Annotated in this window: 17 protein-coding genes; 10 read left to right on the top strand and 7 right to left on the bottom strand. The window is 62.6% G+C overall.

Going from position 1 to position 16,026, the window contains the following annotated elements; genetic code table 11:
- Positions 1–9: 9 nt before the first annotated feature.
- Positions 10–2,925 (bottom strand): ATP-dependent helicase, encoded by a 2,916-nt coding sequence (locus ACYQ14_RS14785; RefSeq protein ID WP_459889173.1) that lies wholly within the window; start codon positions 2,923–2,925, stop codon positions 10–12.
- 132 nt (positions 2,926–3,057) lie between these two features.
- Between ACYQ14_RS14785 and ACYQ14_RS14780 the strand changes: the two genes are divergently transcribed.
- The 3 genes from ACYQ14_RS14780 to ACYQ14_RS14770 all read left to right on the top strand — a co-directional run bounded on the left by ACYQ14_RS14780 (position 3,058) and on the right by ACYQ14_RS14770 (position 5,660).
- Positions 3,058–4,518: an NAD(P)H-hydrate dehydratase gene (locus tag ACYQ14_RS14780; RefSeq protein WP_459889172.1), complete on the top strand. Its 1,461-nt coding sequence runs from the start codon at positions 3,058–3,060 to the stop codon at positions 4,516–4,518.
- 3 nt (positions 4,519–4,521) lie between these two features.
- Complete coding sequence (gene moaC / locus ACYQ14_RS14775) at positions 4,522–5,055, top strand: cyclic pyranopterin monophosphate synthase MoaC (RefSeq protein WP_459889171.1); 534 nt, start codon at positions 4,522–4,524, stop codon at positions 5,053–5,055.
- Between the two features lie 194 nt (positions 5,056–5,249).
- Positions 5,250–5,660 carry a hypothetical protein gene (locus tag ACYQ14_RS14770; protein WP_459889170.1) on the top strand — a complete coding sequence of 137 codons (411 nt, stop codon included), beginning with the start codon at positions 5,250–5,252 and terminating at the stop codon, positions 5,658–5,660.
- Between the two features lie 45 nt (positions 5,661–5,705).
- Here ACYQ14_RS14770 and ACYQ14_RS14765 read toward each other — a convergent pair whose 3' ends face one another.
- A complete protein-coding gene (locus ACYQ14_RS14765) occupies positions 5,706–6,449 on the bottom strand; it encodes a beta-ketoacyl-ACP reductase (protein WP_459889169.1) in 744 nt (247 codons plus the stop codon).
- 478 nt (positions 6,450–6,927) lie between these two features.
- Here ACYQ14_RS14765 and ACYQ14_RS14760 point away from each other — a divergent pair, with 478 nt between their 5' ends.
- Positions 6,928–7,143 (top strand): hypothetical protein, encoded by a 216-nt coding sequence (locus tag ACYQ14_RS14760; protein WP_459889168.1) that lies wholly within the window; start codon positions 6,928–6,930, stop codon positions 7,141–7,143.
- A 26-nt stretch (positions 7,144–7,169) separates the two neighbouring features.
- Here ACYQ14_RS14760 and phaC read toward each other — a convergent pair whose 3' ends face one another.
- Genes phaC through ACYQ14_RS14740 form a run of 4 tightly spaced genes read right to left on the bottom strand, consistent with a single transcriptional unit; the run spans position 7,170 to position 10,023 of the window.
- Positions 7,170–8,573, bottom strand: coding sequence for a class III poly(R)-hydroxyalkanoic acid synthase subunit PhaC (gene phaC / locus ACYQ14_RS14755; RefSeq protein ID WP_459889167.1), 1,404 nt, complete (start codon positions 8,571–8,573; stop codon positions 7,170–7,172).
- 60 nt (positions 8,574–8,633) lie between these two features.
- Positions 8,634–9,176: a poly(R)-hydroxyalkanoic acid synthase subunit PhaE gene (locus ACYQ14_RS14750; protein WP_459889166.1), complete on the bottom strand. Its 543-nt coding sequence runs from the start codon at positions 9,174–9,176 to the stop codon at positions 8,634–8,636.
- Positions 9,177–9,215: 39 nt separating this feature from the next.
- Complete coding sequence (locus ACYQ14_RS14745) at positions 9,216–9,701, bottom strand: hypothetical protein (protein WP_283835059.1); 486 nt, start codon at positions 9,699–9,701, stop codon at positions 9,216–9,218.
- Between the two features lies 1 nt (position 9,702).
- Complete coding sequence (locus ACYQ14_RS14740) at positions 9,703–10,023, bottom strand: AbrB/MazE/SpoVT family DNA-binding domain-containing protein (protein ID WP_459889165.1); 321 nt, start codon at positions 10,021–10,023, stop codon at positions 9,703–9,705.
- Positions 10,024–10,290: 267 nt separating this feature from the next.
- Between ACYQ14_RS14740 and ACYQ14_RS14735 the strand changes: the two genes are divergently transcribed.
- From ACYQ14_RS14735 to cdd, 5 genes are all read left to right on the top strand, one after another.
- Positions 10,291–10,992, top strand: a complete 702-nt coding sequence (locus ACYQ14_RS14735; protein WP_459889164.1) for a MaoC family dehydratase — start codon at positions 10,291–10,293, stop codon at positions 10,990–10,992.
- A 331-nt stretch (positions 10,993–11,323) separates the two neighbouring features.
- Entirely contained in the window at positions 11,324–11,509 is a 186-nt protein-coding gene (locus ACYQ14_RS14730; protein ID WP_459889163.1) for a hypothetical protein, read from the top strand.
- Positions 11,510–11,565: 56 nt separating this feature from the next.
- On the top strand, positions 11,566–12,969 hold the full coding sequence (locus ACYQ14_RS14725) for a phosphohexomutase domain-containing protein (RefSeq protein ID WP_459889162.1): 1,404 nt from the start codon (positions 11,566–11,568) through the stop codon (positions 12,967–12,969).
- Between the two features lie 44 nt (positions 12,970–13,013).
- A complete protein-coding gene (locus ACYQ14_RS14720; RefSeq protein ID WP_459889161.1) occupies positions 13,014–14,174 on the top strand; it encodes a CaiB/BaiF CoA transferase family protein in 1,161 nt (386 codons plus the stop codon).
- An 81-nt stretch (positions 14,175–14,255) separates the two neighbouring features.
- Positions 14,256–14,648 carry a cytidine deaminase gene (gene cdd / locus ACYQ14_RS14715; RefSeq protein WP_459889160.1) on the top strand — a complete coding sequence of 131 codons (393 nt, stop codon included), beginning with the start codon at positions 14,256–14,258 and terminating at the stop codon, positions 14,646–14,648.
- A 33-nt stretch (positions 14,649–14,681) separates the two neighbouring features.
- Here the strand turns inward: cdd and ACYQ14_RS14710 are convergent, their stop codons facing one another.
- Positions 14,682–15,122, bottom strand: a complete 441-nt coding sequence (locus tag ACYQ14_RS14710) for a DUF488 family protein, N3 subclade (protein WP_459889159.1) — start codon at positions 15,120–15,122, stop codon at positions 14,682–14,684.
- Positions 15,123–15,181: 59 nt separating this feature from the next.
- Between ACYQ14_RS14710 and ACYQ14_RS14705 the strand changes: the two genes are divergently transcribed.
- Positions 15,182–16,003 (top strand): nucleoside phosphorylase, encoded by an 822-nt coding sequence (locus tag ACYQ14_RS14705; RefSeq protein WP_459889158.1) that lies wholly within the window; start codon positions 15,182–15,184, stop codon positions 16,001–16,003.
- The last annotated feature ends 23 nt before the right edge of the window (positions 16,004–16,026 follow it).

Genomic DNA, 16,026 nt, shown 5'->3' with positions numbered 1-16,026 from the left:
GATGATAACTCAGTCGTCCGTCGGGAGGCCCCGAACCGACTCCTCGCCGATCTCCTCGAGTACGTGCTCGTGGAAGTTCTGTAAGGCCGCACTCTCGTCCTCGGCGAGGACGACATCGCTCGCCGAAAGCGTCGCGAGGCCGAACGCTCGAGGCGAGGGCGAATCCAGCAGCTGTCGTTCGACGGCCAGCTCGCCGCCGTCGATACGGGAGATGATACCTTCGATCTCCTCGACGTTGAGTTTGTCCTCGAGGATTTCGCGGTAGGTTTCCTCGATAACGGCGAACTCTTCGAGGTCCTCCGCAAAGCCCAGCAACATCTCACTCGAGACCTGTTGTTCGCTGGCGGATTTCTCGTAGCCCTTGTAGCGTTTGAGGATCATCAGCGCACGTGTGGCGTTGATTCGGAAGTACCGCTGGAGCAGGTCGGTGCCGGAGATGGCGTTTCGAAGATCCTCGCGAACCTGCTCGGCCTCGAGATCCGAGACGATCCCCTTGAGGTCGATCTTCCGGTTGAGCGGCATCGAGAGGACGAAGCCGTTGTCGGCGACGGCAACGCGGACGTTCGCAGTCGCCTCCTGGGCACAGCGGTAGGCGAACAGCCGGGAGAGTCCGTCGTTGACCTTCCGTCCGTAATTCGAGTGAACGTAGTAGTGGCGCTCGTACTCCTCGCGGTCGCGTTCGACCTCAATGGTGAGTCGGTTCTCGGTGCTTACGCTTTCCGGACCCGCGTACCGAAGTTGGTGATCGAACAGCCGTGCGATCGCCCGAACGCAGTCGTCCCCGAGCGGGAACCCGCGGAGCCACGCGCGGACCCGCGGCGAGCCGCCCTCGGCGTGGTGAGAGAGCAACTCGCCCTGAAAGACGAGAATCTCACAGCCCAGGTCGTATGACAGCGGCAGGCGTTCGGAGTACCACGAGGGAACGGTCGGACGAGCGCTCGTCCGATCGGCGTACACCTTCGAGCCGCGCCGGTACTGGTACTCGAAGTGATCGCCGCCAAGAACGAACACGTCGCCCTTCTCCAAGGTGTCGAGGTAGTTCTCGTCGAGTTGACCGACCCACTCGTCGTTCGCTCTGGTGTGGACGTCGCAGGTAAAGGAGTCGGGAATCGTCCCGATGTTGGTCATGTAGATGACTCGAGCGAGCCGCCCCCGTTTGCCGATCAGGGGTTCGCCGACGGGGAACTCTTCGTGGTGGTGCTCGCCGTCGAGCGGATCGTTTTCGTCCCGCCAGATCTTCGCGTAGACGTTTCGATCCTCCATCCCGGCGTAGTCGGCCGTGAGGTAGCTCATCAGGGACTCGTACTCGTCTTCGGAGTAGTCCCGGTAGGGATAGGCCCGGCGGAGGATCGTCCGCATCTCGCGTTCGGGTCGAATTTCGGCGATCGCCATCCCGTAGACCTGCTGGGCGGCGACGTCCTGTGCGTTTTCGGGGATCGAGACCGAGTCGACGAATCCGTCCTTGGCCTTCTTCAACATCACCGCACACTCGAGGAGTTCGTCCCGATCCAGTGCGATCACGCGCCCGGTCACGGTCTGGCCGACGCGATGGCCCGCGCGGCCGACTCGCTGGAGGAGTGCGGCGACGGATTTCGGCGAGCCGACCTGCACCACGAGGTCGACGTGGGGCATGTCGATCCCCAGCTCGAGGCTGGTCGAGGAGGTGACGACATCCAGTTCACCCGCTTTGAGCTGGCCTTCGACCTCCTGTCGGACCCCTTTCGAGAGACTGCCGTGATGACAGCCCGAATTTTCCTCGTCGTACTCGTCGAAGCGCTCGCGCAGGTTGTGGAGCACGCGTTCCGCGCCGGAGCGCGTATTCGTAAATACCAGCGTGTTCGTATGGTCCTGAATGTGTTCGTGGAGTTGTTCGTAGAACCGTCCCTGAACGACCTCTCGAGACGTGTTGATCAGATCGTCGGTCGGACACTCGAGTTGCAAATCGAATTCGCGGGCGAATCTGGCGTCGATGATCTCGTAGGGTCGTGGTCCCCATTCTCGTTCGTCCGCGGGGTCGGACTCGGCGTCGAGATTCGCCGAGGTGGAGTCGCCCGACTCGTTGGCCGGTTGGTCTGGATCACCCTCCGTTGGCTTCGACTCGACTTCTGCTGTATTCGAATCATCGTCCACTGCCTTCGACTCGGCTTCCTGTCCCTCAGAATCTTCGTAACCGACAAGAAACTCTGCGACGCGAGACAGCGGTTCGATGGTCGCTGAGCAGCCGATTCGGGTGATCTCCGTCTCGCTCATCGCCTCGAGGCGCTCGAGGCTCACCGAGAGGTGCGTGCCGCGCTTGCTTCCGGCCAGCGAGTGGATCTCGTCGACGATGACGTACTCGACGGTTCGGAGCTTCTCGCGGAATTTCGGGGAATTCAGCAAGATCGCCAGCGTCTCGGGGGTCGTGTTCAGAATGTGGGGCGTCTCCTCGAGCATCTTCTGTCGGTCGTTCGAGGACGTATCGCCGTGGCGGATCGCATGGCGGATCTCGCCCATCGACTCGCCGCGATCCTCGACGATTTCCTCGATTCCCGCCAGCGGTACCTCGAGGTTCCGGTGGATGTCGTTGGCGAGGGATTTGAGCGGCGATACGTACAGGCAGTAGACGGAGTTCTCTAACCCGTCCTCGGCCTCACGATCGCGCTCAAAGAGTTCGTTGATGATCGCGGTAAAGGAAGCGAGCGTCTTGCCCGAACCCGTCGGCGCACAGATCAGTGTGTTCGTCCCGTCGTGGATCTTCGGGATCGCGCCCTCCTGTGGCGGCGTAAAGAAGCCGTCGTTCTCGGGAACGTACTCGCCGAACTCCTCGAGCCACCACTCCTGGAGGGCGGGCTCGAGCAGGTCGAACACCTCCTGATCCTCGAGTTCGACCATCGAGGGATCGAACTGCAGGTGCTCGTCGTCGACGGGCAGCGCGCTCCCATCCATTGTACGCGTCTGCGGTCCGTGTAGGTAAGAGGGTTTGGCCACCGGAACGGAAGTGAAACGGCGGCGGGGTAGGTGTCCCCGGAACACCGACCCGTCCGCAATCTTCAACGGACCGCCCGTCGAAGACCGACCATGATCACAGGCGAGCGAATGGCCGCCGTCGACGAGAACGCGGCCGCGCTGGGCGTCAGCCAGAAACAGCTGATGGAGTCGAGCGGGAACGCCGTCGCGAGGGCGGTTCGGGAAGCCGCGGAGCCGGGCGCGAGCGTGGCAATCGTCGCCGGCAGAGGAAACAACGGCGGCGACGCGTTCGTCGCCGCTCGCTTTCTCGAGGCCTATGACTGCACCACAATCTTGCTCGGTCGACCGGCGGCGATCGGCACCGAAATCGCGCGAGAGAACTGGGACGCACTCGAGAACGCGGACGCCGAGACGCGAACGGTGACGGACTCGAGTCAGTTTACTCTCCCCGACGCCGACGTGGTCGTCGACGCGATGCTCGGAACGGGAATCAGCGGCGAACTCCGAGAACCGGAGGCGACCGCCGCGCGGGCGATCAACGAGAGCGACGCGACCGTGATCGCGGTCGACGTTCCCTCGGGGTTCGACGCCGACGCGGCGGCGGATTCGGATGGCGAAGGTCGCGACACCCACGCCGACAACGGCGTCGAGGCGGATCGTGTCGTCACGTTCCACGACGAGAAACCCGGCCTCGAGGAGCTATCGGCCGACATCTCCGTCGCGGACATCGGGATCCCCGCGGCGGCGGAGCGCTACGCCGGTCCGGGCGATCTCCGCGTCGCGCGACCCGACGGGCGAACGGGACGGGCGTTCGTCATCGGCGGCGGTCCGTACACCGGGGCCCCGGCGCTGGCCGCGCAGGCCGCCCTCCGGAGCGGAATGGAGCTCTCGTTCGTCTCCGCACCGGAGGGCGTCGGCGGCGAGATCCAGTCCTACGCGGAGGACCTGATCGTCCAGCCGTATGAGGGCGACCGCCTCGTTCCGGAGCAGGTGGAAGGCCTCGTCGAGACTGCAGAGCGCTACGACGACGTGGTGATCCTCGGCCCCGGACTCGGAACCGCCGACGAAACCCTCGAGGCCGCGCGCCAGTTCCTCGAGTCCTACACGGGTCCGGCGGTCGTCGACGCCGACGCCCTCGAGATCGTCCCGGATCTCGAGACCGAGGCGACGCTGGTCTGTACGCCGAACCGTCGCGAACTGGCGGGGATGGGCGGACCAGAGACGGACGACCTCGAGGCCGCCGCGGACGAACTCGAGGAGTTCGCCGCCGACCTCGGTCACGTCGTTCTCGCGAAGGGCGTCGACGACGTAGCGACCGACGGCGAACGTACCCGAATCTGTCGAGCCGGGACACCCGGAATGGCCGTCGGCGGAACCGGCGACCTTCTCGCGGGCATCGTCGCCGGACTGCTCGAGCACGCGGAGCCGCTCGAGGCCGCGACGGCGGGTGCCTACGTCAACGGGAGAGCGGGCGAACTACGGGCAGAACGGATGGGACAGGGATTCTTCGCGTCCGACCTGCTCGAGGATATTCCAGCAGTGCTTTGGGGCGAGACCGACGAGGGCGAGTAACGAATGAGCGACGATCACCCAACGAACGTTCCGGAGGGGGCCGGCGATACCGGCGAAACCGACGCCAACGAACTCACCCACACTACCGACGACGGCGACGTGCAGATGGTCGACGTCGGCGACAAACCCGACACCAGCCGCCGGGCCGTCGCCGCGGGAGAAATCCGGCTCCAGCCCTCGACGCTCGAGGCGATTCGCGACGACCAGATCGGAAAGGGCGACGTGCTCGCGACCGCCCGAATCGGCGCGATTCAGGCCGTCAAACACACCTGGGAGACGATCCCGATGTGCCACCAGATTCCGATCACGAACGTTGAGACCAGCTTCTCGCTCGAGGACGACCGCGTGGCGCTCGAGGTTGCCGTCGAGACGACCGGGAAGACGGGCTGTGAGATGGAAGCGCTCGAGGGCGTCACGACCGGACTCAACGTTGTCTGGGATATGGTCAAAGCCGTCGAAAAGGACGAGGACGGCCAGTATCCGGCGACGGGTATCGAGAACGTGCAAGTGCTCGAGAAGGAAAAACGAGAGTTGTAAATCGCCTCGATGGAACTGTGGGAGCATCGAGGGGAGCTGTGGGCGCATCGAGGGGAGCTGTGGGCGCATCGAGGGGAGCTGTGGGCGCATCGAAACGCAACCGTGCGAGCGAGTAGCGAACTCCGAAACAACTTTCAGACATTTCTCGAGCGAACGAAAGCTACTTATTCGAACACTTGTCAGATGAGAACACTATGGTTTCCGAATCGATCGATCTTGCAGGGCTCTTGTTGCTGGCGTTCTTGCTCCTCCTCATTGCAGGGGCCTGGTGTCTCTGCTACGCCGTCGCGGTGGACGCCAGCGCTCGAGGGGCGAGCGGATTCCTCTGGGGGTTCTTTACGTTCGTTCTCATACCGATCGCGATCCCGGCGTATCTCGTGTACAGAACGCGGCTCCCGGAACGGACGGATTCGTCGTCGAAGATCGAGCGGTGGGCCGGTTCGTTCGGAATCGGTGCGACCGCCGCATGGGCGCTCGCCACGACCATCGCACCGCCGGATCCGTTCACCCTCGTACTATTGACGTTTCCGGCGGCGCTCGTTCTCGTTCCGCTGGCGATGAATCTCTGTTACGGCGTTGGGCCGGGTAGTGCAGAAGTCCAGTAGGTCACTTGGAGGGCAAAGAGACGAACGAGTATTGGGTCGAATCGGTTAGAGATCCATCCCGCCGTTCACGTCGATCACTTCGCCAGTCACGTACGACGAATCCTCGCTTGCGAGGAATCGGACGACTGCGGCGATATCCTCCACGTCAGCAAGCCGCTCTAAGGGAACGCTCGAGATGATCCGCTCGAGGACGTGTTCGGGGACCGTCTCGACCATGTCCGTCGCGGTAAAGCCCGGAGCCACGCAGTTGGCCGTCGAGCCGCCCTGTGCGAGCTCGAGAGCGATCGTGCGGGTAAAGCCGAACATGCCGCTCTTGGCCGCCGCGTAGTTCGCCTGCCCGAAGTTACCCTGCTTGCCGACGACGCTCGAGATGTTGATCAACCGGCCCTCATCGGCGTTCCAGAGGTCGTCATAGAAGACCTGACTGCAGTTGAACATCCCGCCGAGGTTGACGTCCATCACGCGGTCCCAGTCCTCTCGGGTCATCTCGGTGAACTGGTGGTCCGCCGTGATACCGGCGTTGTTCACCAGTACGTCCGCCGGGCCGAACGCCTCGAGACAGACCTCGCGCATGTGTTCGACATCCGCGCGGTCAGCGACATCGGCCTGGGCGGTGATCGCCGACCCGCCGGCCGTCTCGATCGTATCGACCGCTTCGTGAGCATCCCCTTCCGACGAGCGATAGTTGATCACGACGTTCGCACCCTCTGCTCCGAGGTACTCGGCGATCCCTCGACCAATGCCTCGAGCTGATCCGGTGATGACGCAGGTTCGCCCCTCCATTGACATAGATGCCTAGTCAATAAACCTCATACCCTATATAATGACGTGCGGGCTCTCAGTTTGTACGATATCGAAGCAAGATCATACGAACGCGAGATAGTCAAACAACTGTAACCTCGAACCGTACTTTCGGTGTGGCTGAGAAACGAGAGTTGAAAACGCCGCGTTCAATCTCTCGACGGACCTCCGTTTCGGACCGACACGACAGCCAAATAACTCATTACGCACGAGACGAAGACGGACTCGAATGGCCCTATCCGACTCTCAAGCGGCGATCCTTTGCGAGATCGTGGCAGAGATTCCACGCGGCACAACCTAGTGTATTATCGGAAGCACTGATTCCGTTCTGCGGGGTCTCGAGGACGATCCGGCCGACATCGATATTCTCACCACGGATTCGGGAGCCCAACGCTTTCGGGACGCGTTTTCCGCCGAGTTCGTCCGGAGTCGCGACGTCGGCGACTCACAAATCGACGAGTATCGAGTGCGCGAGGAGGAACTCGAGGTGGTGTTCGCCGACGGTCGAAACGCCCACCACGAGCCGCTCGTCGATTTCCACGGCGTCGAGATGGAAAGCGCCGCCGAGCCGGCGGTCCCGCTGTTGCCACTTGAGGAGCTTCTCTGCGTCTACAGGCAGATCGAGAAACACGAAACGGCGGACAGATTGGAAACCGAACTCGAGCCGACGGACGATTGCTGACTGTTCGAAGCTTCGCCCCGCCGGAGCTATCTCGAGGCGGCCTGGTCGATCCAGTCCTCGAGTCGTGCCGGGGAGAGTCCGGTCTCAGTCGCGAGATCGGCGGCGTCTGCCGCGGCGAGTTCGTCGATGGTCTCGATCCCCGCTTCGCGGAGGTTTTCGGCGTATGCCTCGCCGACGCCGGAAAGATCGGTGAGGTCCTCGTCGGTGTCGACCCCGTCGATTTCGATTTCGACCCCGTCGTCATCCACACCAGCTTCGTCCCCCTCGGCGTCCGCAGCGAGTGTGGCGTCCGACTCGTCAGGGTCCGCTTTCGCGGCATCCGGTTTCGCTTCTCCCGCAAGATCGTTCCCCGACCGCTCCTCGAACCACTCACAGACCTGCGGCCAGAGTTCGTCGTGGCTCCGCGAGGAGACCGACATGCCGATGTGTCCCGTCGGGAACTCGAGAATCTCCGTGTCCTCGGAGGGAATCGCGTCGTTGAACGGCTTCGAGGCGTTCGGCGGGATGAGGTGGTCGTACTCGGCGACGATCTGGAGAACGGGCATCTCGATGTTCTCGAGGTCGACGCGTTCGCCCCCGAGGACGAGCTCGTTTGCCATCAGCTTGTTCTCCTGGTAGATGTCGGTGATGAACTCCTCGTAGGCGGCTCCGGCGACGTCGATCCCCTCCGAGAGCCAGCGCTCCATCCGGGCGAAGTTCTCGACGAAATCCTCGTCCTCCATGTTATCGTAGAAGCGGACGTACTTCGTCACGTTGTTCGCGACGGGATCCATCAGCGCGAAGCCGACGTCAAGGAATTCGGCGGGAACGTTGCCGTACGTGTTCGTAACCCGATCCGGATCATAATAGTCCTCGGTCCCCCACAGCTCGAGGACGCCGCCGTCACCGGCGAAACAGAGGCCGGAGGCCATCAGCGCGAGGTTCTTGACTTTCTCCGGATAGAGGGACGCGTACATGGCCGACTTCGTGCCGCCCATGCAGTAGCCGAGAATGTTGATCTCGTCCTCGCCAGACCGGTCGCGAACGGTATCGACGCAGTTGTCGATGTACCGGTTGACGTAGTCGTCGAGCGTGAGCGAGCGATCCAGCGCGGAGGGCTCGCCCCAGTCGATGAGATAGACGTCGTAACCCGCCTCGAGTAAGGTCTGGACGACCGACCGATCCGGCTGTAGGTCGAGGATGTAGGGTTTGTTGATCAGGGCGTAGACGATGAGAATCGGCACGTCGTGTTGTTCTTCGGTCTTCGATTCGTAGTGCAACAGCTCGAGTTTGTTCTCCTCGTAGACGACCTCGCTCGGCGTCTGCCCGACTTCGACGTTCTCGAGCGTTTCCGTCCGCTCTGGCGCGACGCGGGTCTTCTCGGCGAGTTCGGCAGCCCCTTCCCAGGCCTGCCGTTGCATGTCCATCGCGAGTGTGTATGGGTTTTTCATTGTGTCGGTGATCCGTGTGTCAGTGATCGGTCCCTCGGCAGTCCGTAGTTACTGCTCGTTTTACTCTTCTACGTGCTCGAGGACGCGGTCCAGTTTCTTCTCGACGGCGTGCTGGCGTCGCTCGAGTTCGACGAGTCGGTCGCCGACCTCGACGACGTCGCTTTCGGTCGCGAACCCGAGCGTTCGAAGCGTCGTTTCGGCCGCTTCGTCGGCTTGCTGTTGGGCCTCGAGGACGTCGCCGACGGTCTCGCCGGTCATCTTGGCGAACGCCGTCGTGGACATCACGTCTTTGAACGCGTCGTTGGCCGTGTTGAGCCAGATATCGCGAAACTCTTCGGTATCGACATCCTCGCCCTCGAGCTGGTCGTTCATCCGATCGACCATCTGTTGGGATGCGTCCATCCACGTCTCGTAGGCCCGAGCGTAGCCCTCGACGCCTTCAGAGATTTCGTTTTCCTCGGCGGCTTCGCCGACCGTTTCTGACCAGCTCTCGACGAACTGGGCCTGAGCTTCCATGTTCTGCTCGAGCGCCTCGAGAAACTGTTCGTTCCACTGTTCGGCGGCCGCGTTCCAGTCGTGGCCCTGGGATGCTGGGTCTGTCATGAATAAAATTGTGGGTTGGAGCGTGAAAGCGCTTCGGGGCTACGCGGAGGTGTCGAACTCCTCGGCGGCGTCTTCGACGTTTTCGGCGACGGCCGTGATGTTGGCTTCGGCCTGTTCGTGAGCGTCGAGGAACGCGTCAAACGAGCTATCGACGGTCTCAGTGTAGCTGTTGGCGAGTTCGTCGTAGGCTTCGCCGGATTCTTCGACCGCTTCGACGACCGTCTCGAGGGTTTCGACCTGTGCCTCGGTCGCGGTCTCGAAGCCCTCGTCGACGAGTTCGCGGAGTTCGTCGACGTTCGCGGCGTCCTCGGGAAGCGACGATTCGACGGCGTCGAGAGACGCGTGGATCGCGCCTTTCGTCAGGTCGGCGTTCTGCTCGAGCATCGAACTCGAGGAGTCGACGACAGTCGCGAAGGCGTCGATCGACTGCTTCTGTGCCTCGACGGCGTCGTGGGTAAGCGTCTGGCTCTGTTTCACTGCGGTGCGCTGTGCGTCGAACAGTTGGGTGAGTGGGGTCTGGGTCATGTTATTCGTCCTCTTCTCGGTCGCGTTTGACGGGGACGACGATCGTCTGAACGATGTCTCCCTCCTCGATATCGAGGGCGTCTCGTTCCGGGCCGGGAATGCTGACCCGGCCGCCGCTCTGGACACGTGCTTTGAACGTCGCCGTGCCCATGTTCATCGGGCCGAACGACGACATCCCTTCGAGAGGATTCGTCGAACCGGACTGCATCATCTGTTTCATCAGCTCCTGCTGGGATTGGGCGACCTGCTCACCGGCTTCCTGTAGCTGCTCCGTAAACATCGCAGGCGGAAACCAGGGTGACTGGTCGGAGTCGTCCGTCATCACGTGTTCCAATGGCGCGAGCAGTAATAAGCGTTTCCACCAGCTACCATTGAGTACCATTCAGATACATTTGATGGAGTGAATTGCATTTCAGTGTGTTCAGATGGGGCAGAACGTTCACAATTCGGAGTGGAAATACGTCAGGATTTTTACCCAGTCCGCAGTTAGCGGCCATTTTACGTCCTGTAATGCCGTTTTATCAGTTATTAATCGGTTTCCATCTCAGCCAAAGAAGACTTAACGACGACTCGCGTAGCTATCGATCAGATGTCCCAACAGAATTCGGGGAAAACGGATGTTTCCGCTATGACCGACGCCTGGTCCGCGATGACTCGGAGTTTTATCCAGACCACGGCCGCCGCAAACCGAGCGGCGGTATCCGCGATGGTTCCTCCCATCGTAACGGACGGTTCGGACGAGGACGGCTCGAGTCGATCCAGTTCCGACGAGCCTCGATCGAACGGCCCTACGGGTGTCGAACAATCGGCGGACATCGTCTCGGCGCCGATCCCGTCAGTCGAGTACTCGGATCTCGACTGGGAGTTCGAACGCACTACGGACACCCCCGACCACATCAGCGTCGGCGACACCGTCACCTTTGAGAAAACCCTCTCGGAGGACGATGTCCAAGCGTTCGCTCACATCAGCGGCGATACGAACCGGCTCCACCTGGACGACGACTTCGCAGCCGAAACCCGATTCGGCAAACGAATCGTCCACGGGACCCTCGTCTCCGGACTCATCAGCGCCGCACTCGCGCGCCTTCCCGGACTCACTATCTACCTTTCCCAGGACCTCGAGTTTCAGGGACCCGTCGGGATCGGCGACCGCGTCTCGGCGCGGGTCGAAATCGTCGATTCGCTTGGTAACGACCAGTATCGGCTCGAGACGCTCGTCCGCGACGAGGACGCCGACGAGACCGTCGTCGAGGGGGAGGCGGTCGTGCTCATCGACGAGTTCCCCGAATAGCTGAAAAGCTGGGAACGGGCCTGCGTAAAAGAGGACGTCCAAATCCGTTTCTGCTGGGGCAATATCGACACGGAAGTCTCTACTCACTCCGGAAGGCGATGCTCCCGACGCGAAGACGTATTTTTCTTCGCCGCGAATACTGAATATGACGACAGAGGACGAGTCCGACGGATCCCGTCACCGGAGCGGTCTCGAATCGAGCCCGGAGACGACCGTCGAACCGGTCTCGATGGGGGACGCGAACGAGACGGTCGACGGATCCTGAACGGCGACAGCCGAAACCGCCTCCGAGCCGAGCGACGCCTTCCAGTCGCTCGGCAACGAAGTCCGGATGGGTATCCTCGAGACGATGCTCGATCGAACCGGCGGAAGCAACGCGGGTAGGACCTTCTCGGCGTTGTTCACGGCGTTGTCCATCGATACTTCAGCGGGCTTGCGTACCACCTCGACCAACTCGTCGGCCTGTCCCTTCGGAAAGACGCCGACGATCGCTACGAACTCACCTACGCAGGGTTGAAGAGCCGTCGTTTGAAGCTATCAACACATAAGTGGCTGCTCGCGAAACCCCCGGTTATGACGCTGTTCGGGACGGCGGGAATCCGTGGGCCAGTCGATGAAACGGTAACACCGGCAGTTGCACTGTCGGTTGGACAGGCCGCCGGAAAACCCGGCGAGACGTTCGTCGTCGGGCGCGACGGGCGCGAAACGGGCCCCGCGCTGGCCGCCGCGATGGAAGCGGGCCTCGAGAGCGCGGGTGCCGACGTCAGTCGTCTCGGACAGGTTCCGACGCCCGCGCTCGCGTTCGCCTCCCAGGGTCGGCGCGGTGTGATGCTTACGGCGAGTCACAACCCGCCGGAAGACAACGGCATCAAGCTGTTCGTCGACGGGATCGAATACGACCGCGACGCCGAAAGAGCCGTAGAGGCCGCCGTCGAGAGTCCCGAACTCGCTCGCTGGGACGAGTGGGGACGATCGGAGGAACTCGAGGCACTCGGCGGCTACCGCGACGCAGTGACGGCGTACGTCCGTGAGCAGTTCCCGAACCTGTCCGGGAGGGAAGGAGCCGTTTCGTCCGCCGGGGAGTCGAAGCCGCTCTCCGGACTTTCGATCGCCGTCGACTGCGGAGGCGGCGTCGGCGCGCTCGCGACGCCGCAGATCCTTGAGCGACTCGGCGCTGACGTCGCCGCGCTGAACGCAACCGTCGACGGGCACTTCTCGGCCCGGGAGAGCAAACCGACCCCCGAAACGCTCACCGACCTCTCGGCGTTTCTCGAGTCGGGTTCGTTCGACCTCGGAATCGCACAGGACGGAGACGCCGACAGGTTCGTCGTCATGGGTCCCGACGGCGACGTGATTCATGAGGACACGATTCTGGCGGTCGTCGCCGCTCATTACACGCGAAGCGCCGACCGTGAGGATCCCGTCGTGGTCACGACACCGAACGCCTCCGCGCGGATCGACGAACAGGTTCGGTCCGCGGGCGGTCGCGTCGAACGCGTCCGACTCGGCTCCCTCCACGAAGGGATCGCCCGCGAACGCAAACAGGGCGACGCACACACCGAGGTCGTCTTCGCGGCCGAGCCGTGGAAACACATCCACACCTCCTTCGGCGGCTGGATCGACGGCGTCGCGAGCGCGGGCGTCATCGCCGCACTGACCCTCGAGGCCGGCGACACCGACGCGCTTCGCGAGCCCGTCACCGAACGTCCCTACCGAAAGGTGAGCGTTGACTGTCCCGAAGATAGCAAAGTATCCGCGATGGAGACGCTCGAGACCGCGCTTCCGGACGCGTTTTCGGACGCCGAAGTCGAGACGGAGTATGGCGTCCGACTCGAGTTCCCCGACGCCTCGTGGGTGCTCGTCCGCCCGAGCGGCACCGAGCCGTACGTCCGGATCTATGCGGAAAGCGACGATGTCGACGAACTCGTTGCTGAGGCACGCGACGTCGTTGAAACGGCGATCGAAAACGCGGACTGAGCCTGACGCCCCTTTTCAAGTCCCTCGGCTCCGTTAGCCAGGCTATGCAACTCGACGGCGTTCGCGTCCTCGATCTCACTCGATTGCTTCCGGGCCCGTATGCGACCCAACTCCTCGCCGATCTGGGTGCCGAGATCATCAAGATCGAAGAGCCGAACGTCGGTGACTACGCGCGGTGGATGCCGCCCCGGACCGACGACGGAACGGGCGCGATCTTCGCGGCGGTTAACCGCGACAAACAAAGCGTCGCGCTCGATCTGAAAACCGACAAGGCCACCGCGGCATTCTACCGGCTCCTCGAGGACGCGGACGTCGTCGTCGAAGGGTTCAGGCCGGGCGTCGCCGATCAACTCGGCGTCGATTACGAGACCGTCACCGATCACAATCCCGAAATCGTCTATTGCTCGGTGACCGGTTACGGACAGGACGGGCCCTATAGCGACCGCGTCGGACACGATCTGGGCTACGTCGGCCTCTCGGGCTTACTCGATATGACCCGATCAGATCCCAACGCGACGCCCCAGATTCCCGGCTATCCAATCGCGGACATGGCCGGGGGCATGTCCGCGGCGTTCGGAATTGTCTCCGGGCTCCTCTCGAGGGAACTCGGCGACGGGACGGGAACCTATCTCGATATCTCGCTAACCGACGCGGTGGTTTCGTTCTCGCAGGTCGTGGCGCTACCGGCACTCCTCGGAGACGAGCCGCGTCCGGACGAGACCAGCCTCACCGGAGCACTCCCGTGGTACGACGTGTACGAAACCGCCGACGGAGCGTACGTCACGCTCTCGGCCCTCGAGGAAAAATTCTGGATCGCGTTCTGCGAGGCGATCGACCGCCCCGACCTCGAGACGGTTCACGGAACGGAGGACGCCGCCGAACGCGACGCACTCCGCGAGGAACTCGAGGCGATCTTCGCCGGCCGGACTCGCTCGGCGTGGGCGGACCTCGAGGGAGCCGACGTTCCGGTCGAACCGGTTCTCTCCCCTGGGGAAGCACTCGAGCATCCACAGATAGACGCTCGAGGGATGGTTCGCCGTGAAAAAGAGGGAGAGGAGGGGTACCCCGCGATCGTTTCACCGATCACCGCCGACGGATCGTCCGGTCGAGAGGGCGTTCCGGAACACGGCGAACACACGAAGGCGGTGCTCGAGGCCGTCGGATACGATGAAGCCGAAATCGAAGCGCTAGCGGACAACCGTTGAACAGCAGTCGCTCGAAACGGCAAATGCGGCGGAAATCAACGGGTCGGTGCTTTCTTGCCCACGGTCGCGGTATCGTGTTCCATGAACGACGAGACACTGATCGACTCGGCTCGAGAGATTCAGCGGCAAGCGCACGTCCCCTACTCCGAGTATCGCGTCGGCGCGGCCCTCGAGACGGCCGAAGGCGAGGTCTACGTCGGCTGTAACCTCGAGAACGCAAACTACAGCAACAGCCTCCACGCCGAGGAGGTCGCCATCGCGGAGGCGGTCAAAAACGGCGCAACCGAGTTCGAGCGCATCGCCGTCAGCTCGAGCCAACGCGACGGCGTCACCCCCTGTGGGATGTGTCGGCAGACGCTCGCCGAGTTCTGCGGAGACGACCTCGTCGTCGTCTGCGACGAGGGAGAGTCGACCAGTAAGTACACGCTGGGCGAATTGCTCCCCAATACGATCACCGAAGAGATGCTCGAGTGAACGTCGATGACGGGCAGGGGCGATACCGGTCGACTACCGGAACCGGGATCGATCTTCGAGATGCTCACACAAAATCGTCCGGTGACACCGCTTTTTCGCCGTGTTCTCGAAACAGACGAGCGCGAGTGATTCCCCCTCCTCAAGGCGCTCCTCGAGCGCGGCGAGTTCGGCCTGTGCGGCCGCCGATTCCTCGAGGAACGTGCGATACTCCCCCTCGAATCCAACCTCCTCCCAGGCGGCGTTGTGTGCGCCTTCCCCGCAGAAGCCGCGCATCTTGAGGTCCTCTTCGGCGGCGCGGGTCGACTCGAGCAGCTCTTCGGGCGGACCGAGTTCGGGGACGTTCTCGTCGACCGCCGCGTGAAACCACGACGTCGGGTGTCGGACCACGCCCACGAGAGTGGTTTCGGGCTCGAGGTCGGCGAGATCGTGCTGAATCGCCGCGACGTAGGTGTCCGCGAGGTGACCGTTTCCCATACGTTCGCTTCGTTCGCCCCGTATTTATATACGGTCCCGGATCGAATCACTCGAACCTCATGGCAGGTCACAGCGAAGACCCGAACGCGGACGAACAGTACCACTTAGAGGTCGGGGCGACGGACGTTGCAGACACCGTCTTGCTTCCGGGCAACCCCGAACGGATCGAGAAGATCGTCGCCCACTGGGACGAGTACGACGAGCGCGCCTATCACCGCGAGTACCGCACTGCAACCGGAACGTACGACAAGACGCCGATTTCGGTTACCTCGACGGGAATCGGCGGTCCGTCGACGGCGATAGCGGTCGAAGAACTCGCTCGCGTCGGCGCTGATACCTTCATCCGCGTCGGCTCCTGTGGCGCGTTACAAGAAGAGATGGCAGTTGGCGATCTGGTGATCACGACGGGCGGCGTCCGCCAGGAAGGAACCAGCGACGAGTACGTCCGCGAAGACTATCCCGCGACCGCGGACTACGAGGTCGTCTGTGCGCTCGTCGCCGCCGCCGAGCGACTCGGCTACGACTATCACACCGGCGTTACGATGAGCGCTGACGCCTTCTATCCGGGACAGGGACGACCCGGATTCGAGGGATTCGAAGCCGCCGGATCGTCGGAGTTAGTCGACGATCTCAAAGAAGCGAACGTGAAAAACATCGAAATGGAAGCCAGCGCGATCATGACGATCGCATCGATCTACGGCCTTCGGGCCGGAGCCGTCTGTTCGGTCTACGCCAACCGAGAGACCGGCGAGTTCCGAACCGAAGGGGAGTCCAGATCCGCAGAAACCGCCTCGCTGGCGACGCACCTTCTCGCGAAAATGGACGACGTAAAACGCAAAGCGGGTGCAGATCGATGGCACGCGGGACTGAGCCTTGAGTAGGTCCAAGAGAAATCAAACGTTCC

The sequence above is a fragment of the Halostagnicola bangensis genome, from assembly GCF_054653435.1.
This window is presented reverse-complemented; position numbering and strand designations above follow the sequence as displayed.

Excerpts from the sequence above, each read along its gene's own strand:
- ACYQ14_RS14720 (WP_459889161.1), top strand. The coding sequence starts at position 13,014 with ATGCAACTCGACGGCGTTCGCGTCCTCGATCTCACTCGATTGCTTCCG.
- ACYQ14_RS14765 (WP_459889169.1), bottom strand. The coding sequence starts at position 6,449 with ATGTCAATGGAGGGGCGAACCTGCGTCATCACCGGATCAGCTCGAGGC.
- ACYQ14_RS14740 (WP_459889165.1), bottom strand. The coding sequence starts at position 10,023 with ATGACGGACGACTCCGACCAGTCACCCTGGTTTCCGCCTGCGATGTTT.
- ACYQ14_RS14745 (WP_283835059.1), bottom strand. The coding sequence starts at position 9,701 with ATGACCCAGACCCCACTCACCCAACTGTTCGACGCACAGCGCACCGCA.
- ACYQ14_RS14705 (WP_459889158.1), top strand. The coding sequence starts at position 15,182 with ATGGCAGGTCACAGCGAAGACCCGAACGCGGACGAACAGTACCACTTA.
- ACYQ14_RS14785 (WP_459889173.1), bottom strand. The coding sequence starts at position 2,925 with ATGGATGGGAGCGCGCTGCCCGTCGACGACGAGCACCTGCAGTTCGAT.
- phaC (WP_459889167.1), bottom strand. The coding sequence starts at position 8,573 with ATGAAAAACCCATACACACTCGCGATGGACATGCAACGGCAGGCCTGG.
- ACYQ14_RS14780 (WP_459889172.1), top strand. The coding sequence starts at position 3,058 with ATGATCACAGGCGAGCGAATGGCCGCCGTCGACGAGAACGCGGCCGCG.
- ACYQ14_RS14735 (WP_459889164.1), top strand. The coding sequence starts at position 10,291 with ATGTCCCAACAGAATTCGGGGAAAACGGATGTTTCCGCTATGACCGAC.
- moaC (WP_459889171.1), top strand. The coding sequence starts at position 4,522 with ATGAGCGACGATCACCCAACGAACGTTCCGGAGGGGGCCGGCGATACC.
- ACYQ14_RS14710 (WP_459889159.1), bottom strand. The coding sequence starts at position 15,122 with ATGGGAAACGGTCACCTCGCGGACACCTACGTCGCGGCGATTCAGCAC.
- ACYQ14_RS14725 (WP_459889162.1), top strand. The coding sequence starts at position 11,566 with ATGACGCTGTTCGGGACGGCGGGAATCCGTGGGCCAGTCGATGAAACG.
- ACYQ14_RS14730 (WP_459889163.1), top strand. The coding sequence starts at position 11,324 with ATGGGTATCCTCGAGACGATGCTCGATCGAACCGGCGGAAGCAACGCG.
- ACYQ14_RS14770 (WP_459889170.1), top strand. The coding sequence starts at position 5,250 with ATGGTTTCCGAATCGATCGATCTTGCAGGGCTCTTGTTGCTGGCGTTC.
- ACYQ14_RS14750 (WP_459889166.1), bottom strand. The coding sequence starts at position 9,176 with ATGACAGACCCAGCATCCCAGGGCCACGACTGGAACGCGGCCGCCGAA.
- cdd (WP_459889160.1), top strand. The coding sequence starts at position 14,256 with ATGAACGACGAGACACTGATCGACTCGGCTCGAGAGATTCAGCGGCAA.